This window comes from Natrinema salsiterrestre (assembly GCF_029502005.1).
Classification (GTDB): domain Archaea; phylum Halobacteriota; class Halobacteria; order Halobacteriales; family Natrialbaceae; genus Natrinema; species Natrinema salsiterrestre.
In genome coordinates this window covers 79,779-96,233 of the sequence record NZ_JAMQOT010000003.1, presented here as the reverse complement: position 1 = coordinate 96,233, position 16,455 = coordinate 79,779, and the positions used below count along the sequence as shown (strand labels likewise).

At 64.9% G+C, this 16,455-nt stretch carries 19 protein-coding genes, 1 tRNA gene and 1 pseudogene; 11 read left to right on the top strand and 10 right to left on the bottom strand.

What is annotated here, in order from left to right:
* Positions 1–57: 57 nt before the first annotated feature.
* Entirely contained in the window at positions 58–1,077 is a 1,020-nt protein-coding gene (locus NDI89_RS10025) for a hypothetical protein (protein ID WP_277521832.1), read from the bottom strand.
* 195 nt (positions 1,078–1,272) lie between these two features.
* Positions 1,273–1,803 carry a peptide-methionine (S)-S-oxide reductase MsrA gene (gene msrA, locus NDI89_RS10020; protein WP_277521406.1) on the bottom strand — a complete coding sequence of 177 codons (531 nt, stop codon included), beginning with the start codon at positions 1,801–1,803 and terminating at the stop codon, positions 1,273–1,275.
* Positions 1,804–1,920: 117 nt separating this feature from the next.
* Between msrA and NDI89_RS10015 the strand changes: the two genes are divergently transcribed.
* Entirely contained in the window at positions 1,921–2,691 is a 771-nt protein-coding gene (locus NDI89_RS10015) for an enoyl-CoA hydratase/isomerase family protein (RefSeq protein WP_277521404.1), read from the top strand.
* Between the two features lie 24 nt (positions 2,692–2,715).
* Here the strand turns inward: NDI89_RS10015 and NDI89_RS10010 are convergent, their stop codons facing one another.
* Positions 2,716–3,381 carry a 2,5-diamino-6-(ribosylamino)-4(3H)-pyrimidinone 5'-phosphate reductase gene (locus NDI89_RS10010; protein ID WP_277521831.1) on the bottom strand — a complete coding sequence of 222 codons (666 nt, stop codon included), beginning with the start codon at positions 3,379–3,381 and terminating at the stop codon, positions 2,716–2,718.
* A 106-nt stretch (positions 3,382–3,487) separates the two neighbouring features.
* On the opposite strand from NDI89_RS10010, the gene sp36 reads away from it, so the two are divergent.
* From sp36 to NDI89_RS09995, 3 genes are all read left to right on the top strand, one after another.
* Positions 3,488–3,685, top strand: a complete 198-nt coding sequence (sp36, locus tag NDI89_RS10005) for a Sp36 family protein (RefSeq protein ID WP_277521403.1) — start codon at positions 3,488–3,490, stop codon at positions 3,683–3,685.
* The gene (locus tag NDI89_RS10000) at positions 3,678–4,673 is read left to right on the top strand and encodes a DUF7972 family membrane protein (protein ID WP_277521402.1); all 996 of its coding nucleotides are present in this window, start codon (positions 3,678–3,680) and stop codon (positions 4,671–4,673) included. The genes sp36 and NDI89_RS10000 overlap by 8 nt, the downstream gene beginning before the upstream one ends.
* 171 nt (positions 4,674–4,844) lie before the next feature.
* Positions 4,845–5,840, top strand: a complete 996-nt coding sequence (locus NDI89_RS09995; RefSeq protein WP_277521401.1) for a phosphate uptake regulator PhoU — start codon at positions 4,845–4,847, stop codon at positions 5,838–5,840.
* A 168-nt stretch (positions 5,841–6,008) separates the two neighbouring features.
* On the opposite strand, the gene NDI89_RS09990 is transcribed toward NDI89_RS09995, so the two are convergent.
* From NDI89_RS09990 to NDI89_RS09980, 3 genes are all read right to left on the bottom strand, one after another.
* Complete coding sequence (locus tag NDI89_RS09990; RefSeq protein ID WP_277521400.1) at positions 6,009–6,380, bottom strand: 30S ribosomal protein S8e; 372 nt, start codon at positions 6,378–6,380, stop codon at positions 6,009–6,011.
* Between the two features lie 113 nt (positions 6,381–6,493).
* Positions 6,494–7,930: an outer membrane protein assembly factor BamB family protein gene (locus NDI89_RS09985; RefSeq protein ID WP_277521399.1), complete on the bottom strand. Its 1,437-nt coding sequence runs from the start codon at positions 7,928–7,930 to the stop codon at positions 6,494–6,496.
* A 4-nt stretch (positions 7,931–7,934) separates the two neighbouring features.
* Positions 7,935–10,190 carry an NADP-dependent malic enzyme gene (locus NDI89_RS09980; protein ID WP_277521398.1) on the bottom strand — a complete coding sequence of 752 codons (2,256 nt, stop codon included), beginning with the start codon at positions 10,188–10,190 and terminating at the stop codon, positions 7,935–7,937.
* A 148-nt stretch (positions 10,191–10,338) separates the two neighbouring features.
* Here NDI89_RS09980 and NDI89_RS09975 point away from each other — a divergent pair, with 148 nt between their 5' ends.
* The gene (locus tag NDI89_RS09975) at positions 10,339–10,806 is read left to right on the top strand and encodes a phosphopantetheine adenylyltransferase (RefSeq protein ID WP_277521397.1); all 468 of its coding nucleotides are present in this window, start codon (positions 10,339–10,341) and stop codon (positions 10,804–10,806) included.
* Between the two features lie 191 nt (positions 10,807–10,997).
* On the opposite strand, the gene NDI89_RS09970 is transcribed toward NDI89_RS09975, so the two are convergent.
* Positions 10,998–11,306 carry a transcription initiation factor IIB family protein gene (locus tag NDI89_RS09970; RefSeq protein ID WP_277521396.1) on the bottom strand — a complete coding sequence of 103 codons (309 nt, stop codon included), beginning with the start codon at positions 11,304–11,306 and terminating at the stop codon, positions 10,998–11,000.
* A gap of 229 nt (positions 11,307–11,535) precedes the next feature.
* Between NDI89_RS09970 and NDI89_RS09965 the strand changes: the two genes are divergently transcribed.
* From NDI89_RS09965 to NDI89_RS09955, 3 genes and pseudogenes are all read left to right on the top strand, one after another.
* Positions 11,536–11,709 (top strand): hypothetical protein, encoded by a 174-nt coding sequence (locus NDI89_RS09965; protein ID WP_277521395.1) that lies wholly within the window; start codon positions 11,536–11,538, stop codon positions 11,707–11,709.
* Positions 11,710–11,834: 125 nt separating this feature from the next.
* Positions 11,835–11,919, top strand: a tRNA-Leu gene (locus NDI89_RS09960).
* A 256-nt stretch (positions 11,920–12,175) separates the two neighbouring features.
* A pseudogene (locus tag NDI89_RS09955) lies at positions 12,176–12,283 on the top strand (hypothetical protein); the annotation flags it as partial.
* A gap of 126 nt (positions 12,284–12,409) precedes the next feature.
* On the opposite strand, the gene NDI89_RS09950 reads toward NDI89_RS09955, so the two are convergent.
* On the bottom strand, positions 12,410–12,829 hold the full coding sequence (locus tag NDI89_RS09950) for a GlcG/HbpS family heme-binding protein (protein WP_277521394.1): 420 nt from the start codon (positions 12,827–12,829) through the stop codon (positions 12,410–12,412).
* A 198-nt stretch (positions 12,830–13,027) separates the two neighbouring features.
* Here NDI89_RS09950 and dacZ point away from each other — a divergent pair, with 198 nt between their 5' ends.
* Positions 13,028–13,840 (top strand): diadenylate cyclase DacZ, encoded by an 813-nt coding sequence (gene dacZ / locus NDI89_RS09945; RefSeq protein ID WP_277521393.1) that lies wholly within the window; start codon positions 13,028–13,030, stop codon positions 13,838–13,840.
* Between the two features lies 1 nt (position 13,841).
* Entirely contained in the window at positions 13,842–14,609 is a 768-nt protein-coding gene (locus NDI89_RS09940; RefSeq protein ID WP_277521392.1) for a mechanosensitive ion channel family protein, read from the top strand.
* 38 nt (positions 14,610–14,647) lie between these two features.
* On the opposite strand, the gene NDI89_RS09935 is transcribed toward NDI89_RS09940, so the two are convergent.
* Positions 14,648–15,469 (bottom strand): nucleoside phosphorylase, encoded by an 822-nt coding sequence (locus NDI89_RS09935; RefSeq protein WP_277521391.1) that lies wholly within the window; start codon positions 15,467–15,469, stop codon positions 14,648–14,650.
* 59 nt (positions 15,470–15,528) lie between these two features.
* On the opposite strand from NDI89_RS09935, the gene NDI89_RS09930 reads away from it, so the two are divergent.
* Positions 15,529–15,963 (top strand): DUF488 family protein, N3 subclade, encoded by a 435-nt coding sequence (locus tag NDI89_RS09930; RefSeq protein ID WP_277521390.1) that lies wholly within the window; start codon positions 15,529–15,531, stop codon positions 15,961–15,963.
* A 79-nt stretch (positions 15,964–16,042) separates the two neighbouring features.
* Here NDI89_RS09930 and cdd read toward each other — a convergent pair whose 3' ends face one another.
* Positions 16,043–16,441 (bottom strand): cytidine deaminase, encoded by a 399-nt coding sequence (gene cdd / locus NDI89_RS09925; protein WP_277521389.1) that lies wholly within the window; start codon positions 16,439–16,441, stop codon positions 16,043–16,045.
* Positions 16,442–16,455: the final 14 nt, after the last annotated feature.

Sequence of the window (16,455 nt, the reverse complement as noted above, 5' to 3'; positions counted from 1 at the left end):
ATACGAAACCGACGGGATCAGGCTGCCAACCGCGATCGGCTGGTGGACGACGCCTCCCTAGCGATATCCCAGCACGCGGAGCTTCTCCGTCACCTCCTCCTCGTCCATCCGAACGGACTCGATCGGCGCGTCTTCGACGACCCGCCGTCGGTCGCCCGAGTCGACGACGTGCCAGGGGACCCGTCGCAACGACTCCGTCGCCAGATACTCGAAGTGGCCGTACTTTCGGCTCGTGAACGGCAGCAGTCGCTCGCCGAGTAATTCCCCGTGATCGGCGGAGATCACGGATCGCCCGTCCAGTTCCCCAATCAATCGATCCGCGTAGGGAAGGACGATCTCGAGGTTCTCCGCGTAGGCCTGCCGCAGATCGGTGACGTCGATATCGAACGCGTCGTCCTCGACGATCTCGTAGAGCTGCACGTTCAGCGCACCGAAGCGATCGCCGCGGCCGCCGCGCGAAAGCGACGAGAGATCGCTCCGGGCCGCGATCCGCTGGTAAATCTCGAGGCCGGTTTCACCCACGAGCGGAACGTGGGGTTGCAGGAAGTGGACGATCAGCCGCTTGTGCGGGTGTCGCTCGCGGGCCTCGAGCGCCGTCTCGACGACGGTCTCCGGATCGATCACGTAGCTGTCTTCCAGGAGATCGGGATCCAGGACGTCGTCCGCGTCGACGGCCGCCGACTCCGCGACCGGCTCCGGCGGCACCGGATAGATGGCGTGAAACACGTCGTCGCCGATATCGGCGGTGAACGCGTTCCCGCTGACGTAGACGGTGTCGTGGTGCTCTCTCCCCGCGAAGTTCGCGTCGATCCATCCCGGGCTGCTCGAGCCGGCGGACAGCCGGGACTCGAGCGTCCCGTCGATCCAGTTCATATCGGCGAAGAAATCGTATCGACAGGCGTCGAGGACGACGAGCGTGTCCCAGTCCTCGTCCATGACGTCGATGCCGCTGCCGTGGCGCAACTCGAAGACCTCTCGGTGGGCCGACCAGAGGTACTTGCAGAGCTCCGTCCAGACGAGCCCCGGCTCCCGGATCCCGTTTCGAACGCTCTCCAGCGAGTACTTCGTGAACGGCATTCCCACGCTAGAATGCGGCGGGAGAATTACATATAAAACGGGGGCGGGCTGCTGCTGGCGAGAATCTCGCTCGAGTGTGCTCGAGGGGATCGATCTCGCTCGTCGAAGCACGCCCTCGGCGTGGTGGTCCGCGCTGAATCGTCGCAAGAGGCGTCACTGACTGATCTGTACCCGGTAATCGCGATGATCGACCCGCTACTGCTTCGCCGCGACGATCTCGCCGAACTTCTCCCGGACCTTCTCGACTTTCGGGGCCGCGTGCATGGTGCAGTACGCGTCGTTGGGGTTCTTCTCGAAGTAGTCCTGATGCTTCTCCTCGGCGCGGTAGAACGTCTCGAGGGCCTCCAGTTCGGTCACCACGTCGTCGTCGTACTCCCCGTCGAGGGCCTCGATGTAGGCCTCGGCCTGTGTTCGTTGCTCGTCGTCGTGGTACAGCACGATGGAGCGGTACTGCGTCCCGACGTCGGGTCCCTGTCTGTTCAGCTGGGTCGGATCGTGGGTGGCGAAGAACACCTCGAGCAGTTCGTCGTATCCGATCGCGTCGGGATCGTACTCGACCTGCACGACCTCCGCGTGGCCGGTGTTCCCGGAGCAGACTTCGCGATAGGAGGGGTCCTCGGTGTGGCCGCCGGCGTAGCCGGAGGTCACCGACGCCACGCCCTCGAGTTCCTTCATCGCCGCTTCCGTACACCAGAAACAACCGCCGCCGAACGTGGCTCGTTCCATACCCCGCTGTAGGACGCGACCGAGGAAAGATGTGACGGGTGCTCGCGTGTGGCGGCCCCGCCCTGGGACCCGAATCGCGTGCGAAACGATATGGCGATGGCTGACAAACGCCGGTGCATGTCCTGGGACACAGTCCGACTCGAGTGGGACGACGACGTCGCAACGCTGACCGTCGATCGACCCGACGCGCTCAACGCGTTGAACGTCGAGACGCTGGAAGCGATGGGCGAGGCCATCGAGGAAGCCGCCGAGGAGGAGGCTCGAACACTCGTCCTGACGGGGGCCGGCGACGCGTTCATCGCCGGCGCGGACATCAAGTATATGCGAGATCTCTCCCCCGAAGCCGCTCAGGCGTGGGGCGAACTCGGCCACGACGTGGCCGACGCGCTCGAGGCGTTCCCAGCGCCGACGATCGCGGCGGTCAACGGCTACGCGTTCGGCGGCGGCTGCGAGATGGCGATAGCCTGTGACCTCCGCGTCGCGAGCGAGTCGGCGCTGATCGGCAACACCGAGATCGACCTCGGGATCATCCCCGGCTGGGGCGCTACCCAGCGGCTGCCGCGACTGGTCGGCGACGAGACCGCCCGCAGGATGATCTTCCTCGGCGAACGCCTCGACGCCGACAGCGCCGCGGAGGCGGGCCTGTTCGGCGAGGTCGTCCCCGACGACGACCTCGAGGACGTCGTCACCGAGCTGGCCGATCGGCTGGCCGCGAAGCCGGCCTTCGCGATGCAGACTGCGAAGCAGGCGATCAACCAGGGCCACGCCGGATCGCAGGAGAGCGGCCTCGCGTACGAGAAACGCGCCTTCGCGAGCCTCTTCGGGACGCACGACCAGCGCGAGGGGATGGCGGCGTTCGTCGAGGACCGAGAGCCGGAGTTCGAGTAACGCGACCACCGAGTCGCGTTCCGGCTACCGCTCGTCGACGGCCCACGTGAGCAAGACGCCGTCGTCGAGGCGATCGACCTCCTCGAGTTCGAGCGTCGGAAACTCCGCGAGGAACCCCTCGCCGTCGGCCAGTGTCGGGGCGTCGCGACCACCGATGATTTTCGGACCGACGAAGACCCGTAGCTCGTCGACCAGTCCGGCCTCGAACAGCGAGAAAATGAGTTCGCCCCCGCCCTCGACCATGACTCGCTCGAGGCCCGCGTCCTGCAGCGCCGCGAACGCGCGCAGGAGGTCGACCCGCTCCTCGCCCGCGGTAACCAGCTCGGCGTGATCGGCGAGCGTCATCCGCCGATCGACGGGGGCGGCTTCGCTCAGACAGACGTAAGTCGCCGCCGCGTCGTCGAGGATCGCCGCGTCCGCCGGCGTTCGGCCGCTCGAGTCGACGACGACCCGCGCGGGGTTCGTTGACCGGCCGTCCGCTCGACGCTGGTCCCGGAGGTCGTCGCCCTTGACGGTCAGATGCGGATCGTCCGCGAGGACGGTTCCGACGCCGACCACGACGGCGTCGCTGGCCGCCCGAAGTCGATCGACGCGTTCGAAGTCGGCCTCGCCGCTGATCGCGATCTGTTCGCGACGGTGCGAGGACAGTTTCCCGTCCGCACTCATCGCGGCGTTGACGACGACGTGCATACCCGTGCTCTCGTCGCGCTGGTAAAGAAATCCCATGTCTCGGTATCCGGTGTGTCCTGTATTCACCCTGCAGCAGAATCATCATCGTGAGCGCCGATATCAACTCATGGGTACCGAAATGCACCAGCAATGGGAATACAAAACGCTCGAACCGCCAAAGGGGTTGACCAAGCGAGAGACGGTCGATCCGACAGACGAACTCAACCGCCTCGGTGCAGAGGGCTGGGAACTCGCAGAGACGATCAGCTACGACGGTGGCGGCACGAAACTACTGCTGTTCAAACGCCCAGTCACTCATGAGTGACCTCTCGACGGACAACACGCTCCGTGAGCGGACGGACATCAATAAGTACTGGTTCTGGTTGCTGCTCGACGCCAACCGGTGGGTCGTCGCCGGCGGGCTCGCTTTCCTGATCTTCCTCGTGTTCATGAGCTGGGGCGTCATGAAGCCGGTGTCGTTGCGGTCGACCATGCATTCGAGCGACATGGTCGAAACGGTATTCGCCGGTCTCGTCGGCGCGATCATCACCGGGACGACGCTCGTCGTGACGATCAATCAGCTCGTCCTCTCCCAGGAAATCGGCTCGCTCGGGAACCAGCGTAGTCGGATGGACGTGACGATGGATTTCCGCCAGAACACCGATAGCCTCCTCGCGATGACGACGCCCGCCGACCCAGCGGCCTACCTCCATGCGCTTATCGAAACCAGCGAACAGCGAGCAAAGACACTGCGAGACACGCTCTCCGAGACTGAAAATCAGGAGATCTACGAGAAAGTGGACGAGTACGTCACCGACTTGTTGGAGAACGCCGACAACGCACGCAACCACCTCGAAGACACGGATTTCGGCACCTTCGGCGTCTTATCGCCCGCGCTCGATTACAACTACGATCGGAAGATGCACGACGTTCGCCGGCTCGGAATGGCGTACGAAGACTCTCTCACCGACGAGGAACGAAGCGCGTTCAGAAATTTGCTCGAGGCGCTCACGATGTACGGGGTGGTTCGCGAGTACGTCAAGGACCTCTACATCCAGTGGGCGCTGGTGAAACTCTCACGAGCCATCCTGTACGCCGCAGTGATTGCACTCACCGTCGCTGGCGGGATGGTCGTCTTCGTCGACCCGACGACGTTCCCCGGCACGTTCCTCGGCATCGAGAGCGTGCTCTGGGTCGTTAGCGCCGCGTTCGCCATCTCAGCGCTACCATTTCTCCTGTTCACATCCTACATCCTGCGGCTCGCGACGCTCGCCAAACAGACTCTTTCGATGGGACCGCTCATGCTCAGCTAACCGATTACCAGACTCAATATATTACTATATAGTTCAACCATAATCGACGTATAGCTACCAAGACGTTGGTAGCACAAATACCGCAAAACTGCATTTTAGGTGGTTTAAAACGCTAATTCTCGTACTCTATAGACTAGTGTATTTATATTGTTGCGGTCAAAAGCGGTTCGTATGGAGACGCGAAAAGTGCAGGTGACTGGTGGGTCGACGTTCACCGTCTCGTTGCCGAAGACCTGGGCGACCGACAACGACGTCAGCAGCGGAACCACGGTCGAATTCTATCCCGACGGGGACGAGCTCCTCCTGACGCCCGAACGCGAGAGCCGACGCCAGGAAGGGGCGCTGGACGTCTCCGGACTCGAGGGCGAAGAGCTGATGCGGGCCGTCATGACGATGTACGTCAGCGGCTTCGACGTCATCTCGCTCGAGGCGGGCCGGATCACGACCGAGCAGCGGAGCGCGATCCGGGACGCCACCCAGCGACTCGTCGGCGTCGAAGTGCTCGAGGAGACGGGCGACAGCGTGGTCATTCAGGACCTGCTCGACTCGTCGGAGCTGTCGATCGTCAACGCCGTCACGCGCATGCGCCTGATCGCCCAGTCGATGCTCGAGGACGCGGTCACCGCGCTGATCGAGAACGACGACGCGATCGCTCGCGACGTGGTCGATCGCGACGACGACGTCGACCGGCTCTGGCTGGTCGTCTCGCGCATCTTCCGCGCGACGCTGCGGTCGCCTCGCGCGGTCGAGGAGCTCGGCGTCTCCCGCGAGGACTGCTTCGACTACCACTCCAGCGCCCGACAGCTCGAGCGGATCGCCGACCACGCCGTCAAGATCAGCAACATCGCGCTCAAACTGGACGAGTTGCCCGCCGACGTCGCCGACGCCCTCCACGGGCTCCACGGCGAGGCCGCGACGGTCTTCGAGGGGTCGATGGACGCCCTGTTCGCCGAGGACCCCGAGGAGGCGACCCGGCTCGGTCACGACGCGATCGCGGCCGTCCTCGAGATCGACCACCACACGCGACGGATCGACGACATGCTCCGCGACCTCGAGCCCGCACAGGCCCAATCGCTGGGACTGATCGTCGACTCGCTGTCCAGAAGCGCCGACTACGGCGGTAACATCGCCGAAACGGCGTTACAGAAGGCGGCACCGCGGCCCTGAATCTCGAGGGGAGGTTCGGCCGTTCGAAATCGAGAGGGGCCGACTCGCGACTCGTCTTTCGTGGGACGAGAACTCGGGGATCCCCGCTATGGCGACGACCGCGAGAGGAAATACGACGCGCTCATGGATGGCGCTGTACGGGCCGCGACGAACTGAAACGGAATTCCGTTACTCGAGAAGAACGGCGTTGACCTGACCGGTCTGGCCGGGACGGGAGGTGACGCGGGCCTGGCCCTCGCTCGTGTCGATGACCGCGCCCTTCGTGATGATGTTTCGGCGGATGTAGTTCGGGTTGGCGTCGTTCTCGACGACGTCTTCGATCTCCGCGGACACCGTTTCGTCGCCCTTGTTGACGCTCGCCACGTTGGTCGCCAGCGCTCGCGTCTTCGTCCCGTTCCCGCGGACGTCGATGGTCCGGAATCGCGGTTCGCCGACCTCCGTCTCGGTCGGCAGTCGACCGAGCTCGTCCTTGCGTCGGTTTCGAACGTTCTTCAGTCGGCCGCCGGTTCGCTTGCGCGTAGAGCGTCCCTGATCTTGCATACACACAACCAGTCCCGGCGCATATTTATATGCAACGAGACGCGCCCCGTTCGCGGGCCGACCGGTCGCGAGGTCGATGAGCGAGGGGGCCGCTCGGGTCGCATACCAGTCCGTCAGTCGTCGGGTACCAAGCAGTACGCCTGACCCATTTCCTCGAGCACCGTCTCCTCGGTATCGTCGTAGTAGTTCGAGAAGACGCCGCGCTCGGCGTAGTAGATCCGGTCCCCGCGGGGGATCGCGCCGCTAGTCACGTGGCCGCGGTTTTCGACCCGCCAGCGCCGCTCACCCGTTTCCCTGTCGAGGGCGTACAGGTGCGCGTCGTAGGAGCCGACGAGGATCGATTCGGCGGTCGCCGTGATCGATCCGATGACGCGACCGCCGACATCGGCCGACCACAGTTCCTCGCCCGTCTCGGCGTCGAGCGCGTAGACGAAGTTGTCGTCGCTCCCCATGTAGACCACTCCCGCCTCCGGATCGATCGCCGGGTTCGACATGATGACCCGCCCGGTCTCGAACGACCACTCCTCGGTGCCGTCCGCGAGGTCGAGCCGGTAGAACCGCCCGTCCCAGGAGCCGACGAACGCCGCCCCGTCGTAGGTCGGGATCGTCCCCTTGATCTGGGCACCGAGGTTGAATCGGCCGCCGGCCTTCGAGTCGCCGTCGGGACCGCCCTCGCCGCCGGCCTGAAACGACCAGGCGAACTCGAGGGAGGGAAACTCCCAGCAGTAGACCACGCCGTCGTTCGAACCGGTGACGAGCCGCCCGGTCTCGCAGTCGATCGCGGGCGAGGGATGGGGCATCCCCCAGAGGCGGTCGTCGCTCCAGGTCGGCGTCCCGGTTTCGGCGTCGACCTCCCAGAGCGCGCCGCTGTCCGGGTTCTTGTACTCCGCGAGGAGGTACAGATTACCGTCGATATAGGCCGGGCTCGAGCCGATCGCGATGGCCCCGCCGAACTCGCGGGCTCCCGTTCGCCAGCGGACGTCACCGGTGTCGACGTCGATCGCGTAGCAATCGCCGTCGTAGCCGCCGATGTAGGCGGTTTGGTCGACGATCGCCGGCGTTCCGTGAAAGCCGAGGCTCCGCGAGGCACCCGTCTCGATACCCCAGCGCTGGTCGCCCGTCGGCGTATACGCGTCGATCCGTCCGGTGTCGCTCGCGATCAGGATCGTCTCGCCGTCCGGCGTCGGCCGCGGCGTCGGCTTGGCCGCCGTGTGGCCGATCCCGTTGGTCGGGACCGACCAGTCGACGCGAACGGCTGAGGGAACGGTCTCCTCGGGGTAGTAGCCGTACCGGCGCAGGCCGCGACGAAACATGGAGATTCCGTCGTCCGCCGGGAGCGGCGCGTACTCTCCCGCGGATTCCGCGGCGGCCGCGACGGGGGAACAGTCCGGTGGCGACCGATACCGTCGCCCGGTGCAGCCGGCGAGCCCGACCGTTCCCGCGGCCCCCGCGGAGCAGAGCAGCTGTCGTCGGGTGATCCGAGTACCGCCGACTGTCTCGGCGTCGCGATCGGACTCGACGATCCGATGATCGGCGGTTCGCTCGGTCACGCGTTCACTCCTGTTGGGCGTCGACGACCGCCACGCCGGCCAGGTTCACGATGTCCTTGACCTCGTCGCCCCGCTGGAGGACGTGGACCGGCTCGTCCATCCCGACCAGCATCGGGCCGATGGCGTCCGCGCCGCCGAGTCGCTGGAGCAGCTTGTACCCGATGTTCCCCGACTCGAGGTTCGGGAAGACGAGGACGTTGGCCGGCTCCTCGAGGTCCGAAAAGCCGTACGTTCCCTGGAGGATGTCTTCGACGACGGCGGTGTCGGCCTGCATCTCGCCGTCGACGGGGAAGTCGACCTCGGGGTCGTCCTGGAGCATCGAGGCCGCCTTGCGGGGTTTGCGCGTCCCTTCGTTGTCGACGCTGCCGAAGTTCGAGTAGGAGAGCAAGGCGGCGCGCGGTTCGATGTTGAACCGGCGTGCGAGCTTGCCCGTCTGTCTGGTGACCTCGGCGAGGACCTCCTCGTCGGGGGCCTGGTTGACCGTCGCGTCCGCCACGAAGATCACGCGGTTCTTGAACGTCAGCATGTAGACGCCGGCCGCGTAGTCGACGTCGTCGTCGGTGCCGATCACCTGCAGCGGTGGTCGGAGTGCGGACGGATAGTGGTGAGAGAGCCCGGTCAGCAAGGCGTCGGCGTCGCCCTGTTCGACCATCACGCTGCCGAAGTAGTTCGAGTCGCCTTCGACGAGCTCGCCGGCCTCGCTGCGCGTGATTCCCTTGCGGGCGCGAAGCTCGTGGAGTCGCTCGGCGTACTCCTCGTAGTCGCCCACGGACGGATCGGCGACGGTCGGATCGAAGTCGAGACCGAGGTTCGCGGCCGTCCCCCTGATCTCGTCCTCGTCGCCGATCAGGATCGGCAGGGCGATCCCCTGCTCCTGGATCTGATAGGCGGCCCGGATCATCTTCTCGTTCTCGCCCTCCGCGAGGGCGACCGTCTTCGGGTCGCTCTTCGCCTTGTTGAGGACGACGCGCATCATCTCGCGGGACTTGCCCAGCCGGGCCTCGAGTTCCTCCTCGTAGGCCTCGAGATCGATCTCGGTGCGAGCGGCACCGGACTCCATCGCGGCCTCGGCGATCGCCGGCGCGACGCGGAAGAGCACGCGCGGGTCGACGGGCTTCGGAATGATGTAGTCGGGGCCGTACTGAATCGGCTCGTCGCCGTACGCCTTGACGACCGCGTCGGGGACGTCCTGGCGGGCGAGCTCGGCCAGCGCCTCGGCGCAGGCGACCTTCATCTCTTCGTTGATCTCGGTGGCGCGCACGTCGAGCGCGCCGCGGAAGATGAAGGGGAACCCGAGCACGTTGTTGACCTGATTGGGGTAGTCCGAGCGACCGGTCGCCATGATCACATCGTCGTCCCGGGCGTCCTTGGCCTCCTCGTAGCCGATCTCCGGATCGGGGTTCGCCATCGCGAAGACGATCGGGTTGTCGTTCATGGACTGGACCATCTCCTGGGAGACGATCCCGCCGATCGAGAGCCCCACGAAGACGTCCGCGCCCTCCATCGCGTCCGCGAGCCCGCCTTCGGGGACGTCGCGGGCGAACTGCTGTTTGTACTCGTTGACGTCTTCGGCCGCCGCGCGCTCCTCGGTGATGATCCCCGAGGAGTCACACATCGTGATGTTCTCCTTCTTGCAACCCAGCGAGACGTAGAACCGCGCCGTCGCGATGGCGCTCGCGCCCGCACCCGAGAACGCGATCTCGAGTTCGTCGAGCGATTTCCCCGCGACGTCGGCGGCGTTGATGAGCGCGGCACCGGAGATGATGGCGGTCCCGTGCTGGTCGTCGTGGAAGACCGGAATGTCGATCTCCTCCCGGAGTCGCTCCTCGACGGTGAAACACTCGGGCGCTTTGATGTCCTCGAGGTTGACCCCGCCGAAGGTCGGCTCCATCATCTTGACGGCCTCGACGAGCTTGTCGGGGTCCTCCTCGTCGAGCTCGATGTCGAAGACGTCGATGTCGGCGAAGCGCTTGAACAGGACGCCCTTCCCCTCCATGACGGGTTTCGACGCCTGCGCGCCGATGTCGCCGAGCCCGAGCACGGCCGACCCGTTCGAGACCACGCCGACGAGGTTCCCCTTCGCCGTGTAGCTGTAGGCCTCGGTTTCGTTCTCGTCGATCTCGAGACACGGCGCGGCGACGCCCGGCGAGTACGCGAGCGAGAGGTCACGCTGCGTATTCGTCGGTTTCGTGGTCGATATCTCTATTTTCCCCGGCGGATCGGTTCGGTGATACTCCAGTGCGTCCTCGTCTAATCCCATATCGGGGACACTGCAGGGGACTACTAAAAACAATGCGAAGGGGAGTTTCGTCGACTGTCGAAAACCGGCGGAAACGAACGCTCCGAGTCGCCGCGAAAAAATATGTTGATTCGACCGTTTTATACGCACCGCGCAACTGAACTGCGGTATGGACGTCGCGCTTGGTGGGACCTTCGACCCCGTTCACGACGGTCACCGACGGCTGTTCGAACGGGCGTTCGAACTCGGAGACGTGACAGTCGGCTTGACCAGCGACGAACTCGCGCCGAAAACACGAGACGTCGACCGGCGGGTCCGGTCGTACGACGAACGGAAAGCCGCGCTCGAGTCCGAGCTCGAATCGATCGCGGCCGACTACGACCGCGAGTTCGAGGTGCGGACGCTCGAGTCGCCGACGGGAATCGCGACGGAACCGCAGTTCGACTTCCTCGTCGTCTCCCCCGAGACGCGCGAGGGCGGCGAGCGAATCAACGAGATCCGTCGTGAGGAGGGACACGACCCGCTGGAGGTCGTCGTCGTGCCGCACGTCCGCGCCGACGACGGCGATATCATCTCGAGTACGCGGATCGTCATGGGCGAGATCGACGAGCACGGAACCGTGCTGGACGGCGACTGACCCGGCGGAGTCCGACGCCTCGATCCCCCGAGAGGGGCCGACACGAACCGCGACGGATCCCGCGATGAATCCGACGAGGAGTGCTGCCCGCGAACCGGCTGTCGAACGGCCCTTCGAGTTCGGTCACGTGTCTGGTTTGTCTCTGAGTGCAATCCGCCACTGGCCCCGTGAACGGTCGGTGTACGACACTGTTACCAGCGCGGCGGCTCGAGCCCCGCCGCCTCGAGTAACTCCTTCCACCGGGACTGGATCGAGAGCCGAGAGACGTCAGCGGCGTCGGCCACCGCGCCCTGCGTGCGGCCGTCACCGGCGACGAGCGAGCCGGCGTAGATGCTCGCCGCCAGGACCGCCTGCTTCGATCGGTCGGAATCGGGAACGTCAGCGAGAAAGAGGTCCATCGCGCACGACCGCGCCTCGGCACAGAGGTCCAGCCGATCGGCCACGGTCTCGAGGTCCTCGAGCCACGGTTCGTACTCGACCCGATCCCTGGCGCTGTGCATACGTGCGGATATCGGACCGGTCGACATAAACGTACGGTCCGGACGCTGTGCAGTGTCCCGGGACCGGGCCCGTTCCGATCACCAATACGATACTACGGAACGCAACGTACAGATACGAATACGTCGGTAAACCGGCCGTTCTCCCTGTTTTTCACTAGGAGACAACTACTAAACTGGTCGCCGACCGAAGCACGGAGACAGCCGTCGGTGGGGCGGTCCGACCCTCGCTATGAAAGAACCAACGTGCAAACTCGTCTGTACCGGCTGCGGGCTCGAGATGCCGTACCGAGACCGGGCGCTGGCCGAGCAGGCCGCAGAGCTCCACCAACTCCGCGATCCGGAGCACGTGACGTTCATCGTCCCGCCGGACTGGTCACCGGAGGAGCCAGTAAAGCGCTGTTAGTCGCCATCGGGACGTCGGCTACCGGGTCGAATCCGTCGGGCGGCGGTCCGGCGGGAATTCGATCCGGGGACGACGCCCGCCCGGACCGACAGGTACTTACTCGATTCGTGAAAACTCGGGTGTGAGCGCGGGTAGCCAAGCTAGGCCAACGGCGCAGCGCTTAGGACGCTGTCCCGTAGGGGTCCGCCGGTTCGAATCCGGTCCCGCGCATTCTCCGCGAACAACTTCGTGAGCGGAGAATGTGGTCAGCGGATTCGAACGAGGGAAGACGCGCGCAGCGAAGCGAGCACGTCTTGACGTTGTTCGAATCCGGTCCCGCGCTCTACCATCTATTTCGCGTCGTGTGGGTTCGCACCGACTAATCGTCGGCGGTGATCCATCTCTTGACAGGGTTTTGTATCGGCCGATAGAAAGAAATCGTGATTTCAGAAATCACGATTTCTGAAATCGAAAACTCCGTTCAATCTTGGATACTACACGGTTCTTGAAGCACTTCGTTGATCGGGAATCCGAGCTCAATCAACTCACGGACTGTTACGAGTCCGAGACGGCAGAGTTCGTCGTGATCTATGGACGCCATCGTCTCGGCGAAAGCGAACTCGTTCGTCGATCGAGTCGTCGACTCGAACGGGCGGGCCGAATCGACTCGACTGAGTCGACTCGAGAGTGGCCGATGCGTGTCCGAAGCGGCGGTGACGAGCTACGACACGAGTTCGTCGAATTCGTCGACACCGGTCTGTGCGACGTCCATATCCTGTTCGACGGCACCGCCGCTGACGCCGATCGTACCGACGATCTCGCCGTCTCGCCGGAGCGGGTAGCCGCCGCCGAAGATCACGATTCGGCCCTGATCAGTCGTCTGCAGTCCGTACAGCGATTCGCCGGGGGCCGACGGTTCGGCCAGTTCGTGGGTCGGCGTTTCCAGTGCGGCCGCCGTGTACGCCTTATTCCGCGAGATCTCGACCGAAGCGAGCCACGATCCGTCCATCCTGTGCTGGGCGACGAGATTCCCCTCGGGGTTGGCGACCGCGATCACCATCGGATTGTCGATCGTTTCCGCTCGCTCCTCGGCCGCGCCGATGATCGCTTTCGCCGTTTCGAGGCTGATTGAATCGTTCACGATGTATCACGGTCATCGACAGGGAAGTGTTCGCGGTCGGCGACTGCGTGTTGGGACCCGGACGAGGCGAGAGGGTCTCGCTATCGTCGACTCTGACGACCGACGGTGGCTCGTCCGTCCGGTCGAATCGACGAAATCGAAAGACGCGCGTCAGACGTCCCATAACGCTTATTCGCGCAGGACCGAGTTGTAGTATCAATGGCCGGGTTAGACGACGTGTTCGGGGACATCTTCGCGAGTGTCGATGCTGTCGTGCTCTTTTCGCCCAGTGGTTCGTACTACGAACGATTCTCCGCCGTCGATGATCTCGACGTGGTCGTCGTCGGCACGGAAAACGCCGTGGGTGCGGAGACGTTCGTCGAGTTGCCCCTCGAGTTCGAGAACATCACCGACCGGATCCGGTTCGGTCTCGAGGGGGCCCTCGAACAGGGCGTGATCGACGACGGCGACGACCTCGCCTGTGCGACGAGCGTTTTCGGCGACGGGATCGATACGGTCTCCCGCGTCCGTGCGGACGCGGAGACGCAGACGGGGATCTACGACCTGTTCGTCAAGTCCCGGGCGGACCCGGAGGTGGTCAAGTCGGTCCTCGAGCTGGCGATCGAACTGGGCAAGAAGGGCCAGAAGGGGAAGCCGGTCGGCGCGCTGTTCGTCGTCGGCGACGCCGGGAAGGTGATGAACAAGTCCCGACCGCTCTCCTACAACCCATTCGAGAAGTCTCACGTCCACGTGGGCGACCCGATCGTGAACGTCATGCTGAAGGAGTTCTCCCGGCTCGACGGCGCGTTCATCATTTCGGACGCGGGCAAGATCGTCTCCGCGTACCGCTACCTCGAGCCGTCGGCGGAGGGCGTCGACATCCCGAAAGGACTCGGCGCGCGGCACATGGCCGGCGGTGCGATCACGCGAGACACCAACGCGATTTCGATCGTGCTGTCGGAGAGCGACGGACTCGTGCGGGCGTTCAAGGCCGGTGAACTCATACTGGAGGTCGATCCGGAGGCGTACTGATATGGTACAGTGGCAGTCGTTCGTCAACGAACCGGCCGTCATAGCGGCGGCCGTGCTGGTGCTCGGCCTCGTCGTCGGCTACCTCGTCGGTCGGCTCAACGAGGAGTTGCTGTCCGCATCTGGCGTGCCGGACGCCGTCGAAGGGACGCCGTTCGAGCGGACCGCACAGTCGATCGGGACGTCGACCGTCGAGATCGTCGCCCGGCTGAGTTCGTGGTTCATCTACGGGATCGCGGTGCTCACCGCGATCCACATCGCACAGTTGCTCGATACGGACGCCTTCTGGCTTCGCGTCACGGAGTTCATCCCGCAGCTGTTTATCGCCGTTCTCGTCCTCATTCTGGGCTTCGTCGTCGCGGACAAGTCGGAACTGATCGTCAGCGAGTATCTCCGGGGCGTCAAGCTCCCCGAAGTCTCGGTCATCCCGAAGCTGGTCAAGTACTCCGTGCTGTACGTGACGTTCCTCATCGCTCTTGGCCAGGTCGGCGTTCACGTCACGGCGCTCCTGATCCTGCTGACAGTGTACGCCGTCGGCATCGTCGTCGTCGGCACCGTCGCGTTCAAGGACTTCCTCGTCTCGAGCGCGGCGGGGATCTACCTGCTGCTCAACCAGCCCTACGGGATCGGCGACGAGATCCGGATCGGCGACCAGACCGGCATCGTCCAGGAGGTGGATCTGTTCGTCACTAAAATCGAGGACGACTCCGAGGAGTACATCGTCCCGAACCGGAAGGTCTTCGAGAACGGCATCGTCCGAATCCGAGACTGAGAAGCGGTCGGTTTCGACGGCGACAGCGGAACTGTTCGCTACTCGAGCGACAACCCGGCGTGCCAGCGGTCGACGCCGGCCTCGCGTTTGACGGCGTCCATCCGGGCCAGGAGGTGCGTCGCGAGGGACGCGGTTTCGGCGGCGCGGGATTCGCCTTCGGTTCGGAACTCGCCGGTTTCGCGGTTGGCGTAGACGGTACAGACGGCACCGGCGCGGAGGCCGTACAGGGTCGCGATCGTCAGGATGGCGCTGGCCTCCATCTCGATGTTCTTGACGTTCGCCGCTTTGAGTTCCTCGACCAGTTCGTCCGCGCTGGCGGCCTCGAAGCCGTCGAAGCCGGGGCGACCCTGGCCGGCGTAGAACGAGTCCGAACTCATCGTGACGCCGGTGTGGTAGTCGTAGCCGAGTCGCTCGGCGGCGGCGATCAGCGCCGAGACGACCTCGTGATCCGCCGCGGCCGGGTAGTCCTCGCGGACGTACTCGTCGCTCGTCCCCTCCTGCCGGACCGCGCCGGTCGTGATCACGAGATCGCCGACGTCCATCTCGGACTGGATCGCCCCGCACGAACCGACCCGGATGAACGTGTCCACGCCGACTCGAGCCAGTTCCTCGACCGCGATCGCGGCCGACGGACTGCCGATGCCAGTCGAGGTGACCGAGATCGGCGTCTCGTCGTACGTCCCCGTCGCCGTCCGGTACTCGCGGTGGTGGGCCCGGATCTCGTGATCGTCCCAGAAGTCGACGATCTTCTCGAGGCGTTCGGGATTGCCCGGCAGAAGCACGGTGTCGGCCACGTCGTCCGGTCCGACCTCGAGGTGGTACTGTACGTCGTCGTTCGGATCTTCGCTGTCGCGGGTCATCGAATAGCGGGGGTTCGAGCCGGCGCGGTATATAAATGCGGGGCCTCCGTAGCGAGCGTATGGCACGGGGAACGCTCGCGGACACCTACGTCGCGGCGATTCAACACGACCTCGCCGACCTGCCGGCGGACGCGACGCGCGTCGGCGTCGTCCGGCAACCGACGTCGTGGTTTCACGCGGCCGTCGACGAGAACTCTCCCGAACTCGGCCCGCCCGCGGACCTGCTCGAGTCGATGCGCGACGCCGCGGAGGACATGAAGATGCAGGGGCTCTGCGAGGAGGGGGCCCACAACGCCGCGTGGGAGCAGGTCGGGTTCGGCGAGACGTATCGGGAGCACCTCGAGGAGTCCGACGAGGCACAGGCGGCGCTCGCGGCGCTGAAAGATCGGCTGGCCTCCGGCGAGTCGCTGGCGCTGGTCTGTTATGAAAACACCGAGAAGAAGCGGTGTCACCGGACGATCCTCCGAGAGCGACTCGAGGACGCGGAGTCGTAGCTTCCGCGGCTCTCGAGACGGCGCTCACCCCGCTTTCGAAAAAGCGTTCACCGCAGCGCGAGCACTGACCCGGCGGTCGTCACTCGAGCGTGTCCTGCGTGATCGTATTCGGCAGAAGCTCCCCGAGCGTGTACTCGGTCGGCTCCTCTCCCTCGCCTTCGTCACAGAGCACGACGAGATCGTCGTCGCAGAACTCGGTGAGGGTCTGCCGGCACATCCCGCAGGGCGTGACGCCGTCCCGACGATCGGAGCTGACGGCGAGGCGCGAGAACTCGCGGTGGCCGTTCTTGACCGCTTCGGCGACGGCGACCTCCTCGGCGTGGAGGCTGTTGCTGAAATTGGCGTTCTCGAGGTTGCAGCCGACGAAGACTTCGCCGTCGTCGGTCTCGAGCGCCGCGCCGACTCGATACTCGGAATAGGGCACGTGGGCCTCGTCCTGAACGTCGCGAGCGGCGTCGATGAGAGGGTTGTCTGTCACGGCAGGAGATAGCT

Coding starts and splice junctions, on each gene's coding strand:
- NDI89_RS09990 (WP_277521400.1), bottom strand. CDS start 6,380: ATGCAAGATCAGGGACGCTCTACGCGCAAGCGAACCGGCGGCCGACTG.
- NDI89_RS09995 (WP_277521401.1), top strand. CDS start 4,845: ATGGAGACGCGAAAAGTGCAGGTGACTGGTGGGTCGACGTTCACCGTC.
- NDI89_RS10015 (WP_277521404.1), top strand. CDS start 1,921: ATGTCCTGGGACACAGTCCGACTCGAGTGGGACGACGACGTCGCAACG.
- NDI89_RS10000 (WP_277521402.1), top strand. CDS start 3,678: ATGAGTGACCTCTCGACGGACAACACGCTCCGTGAGCGGACGGACATC.
- NDI89_RS10025 (WP_277521832.1), bottom strand. CDS start 1,077: ATGCCGTTCACGAAGTACTCGCTGGAGAGCGTTCGAAACGGGATCCGG.
- NDI89_RS09980 (WP_277521398.1), bottom strand. CDS start 10,190: ATGGGATTAGACGAGGACGCACTGGAGTATCACCGAACCGATCCGCCG.
- NDI89_RS09965 (WP_277521395.1), top strand. CDS start 11,536: ATGAAAGAACCAACGTGCAAACTCGTCTGTACCGGCTGCGGGCTCGAG.
- NDI89_RS09940 (WP_277521392.1), top strand. CDS start 13,842: ATGGTACAGTGGCAGTCGTTCGTCAACGAACCGGCCGTCATAGCGGCG.
- sp36 (WP_277521403.1), top strand. CDS start 3,488: ATGGGTACCGAAATGCACCAGCAATGGGAATACAAAACGCTCGAACCG.
- NDI89_RS09970 (WP_277521396.1), bottom strand. CDS start 11,306: ATGCACAGCGCCAGGGATCGGGTCGAGTACGAACCGTGGCTCGAGGAC.
- NDI89_RS09935 (WP_277521391.1), bottom strand. CDS start 15,469: ATGACCCGCGACAGCGAAGATCCGAACGACGACGTACAGTACCACCTC.
- msrA (WP_277521406.1), bottom strand. CDS start 1,803: ATGGAACGAGCCACGTTCGGCGGCGGTTGTTTCTGGTGTACGGAAGCG.
- NDI89_RS09975 (WP_277521397.1), top strand. CDS start 10,339: ATGGACGTCGCGCTTGGTGGGACCTTCGACCCCGTTCACGACGGTCAC.
- NDI89_RS10010 (WP_277521831.1), bottom strand. CDS start 3,381: ATGCACGTCGTCGTCAACGCCGCGATGAGTGCGGACGGGAAACTGTCC.
- NDI89_RS09930 (WP_277521390.1), top strand. CDS start 15,529: ATGGCACGGGGAACGCTCGCGGACACCTACGTCGCGGCGATTCAACAC.
- dacZ (WP_277521393.1), top strand. CDS start 13,028: ATGGCCGGGTTAGACGACGTGTTCGGGGACATCTTCGCGAGTGTCGAT.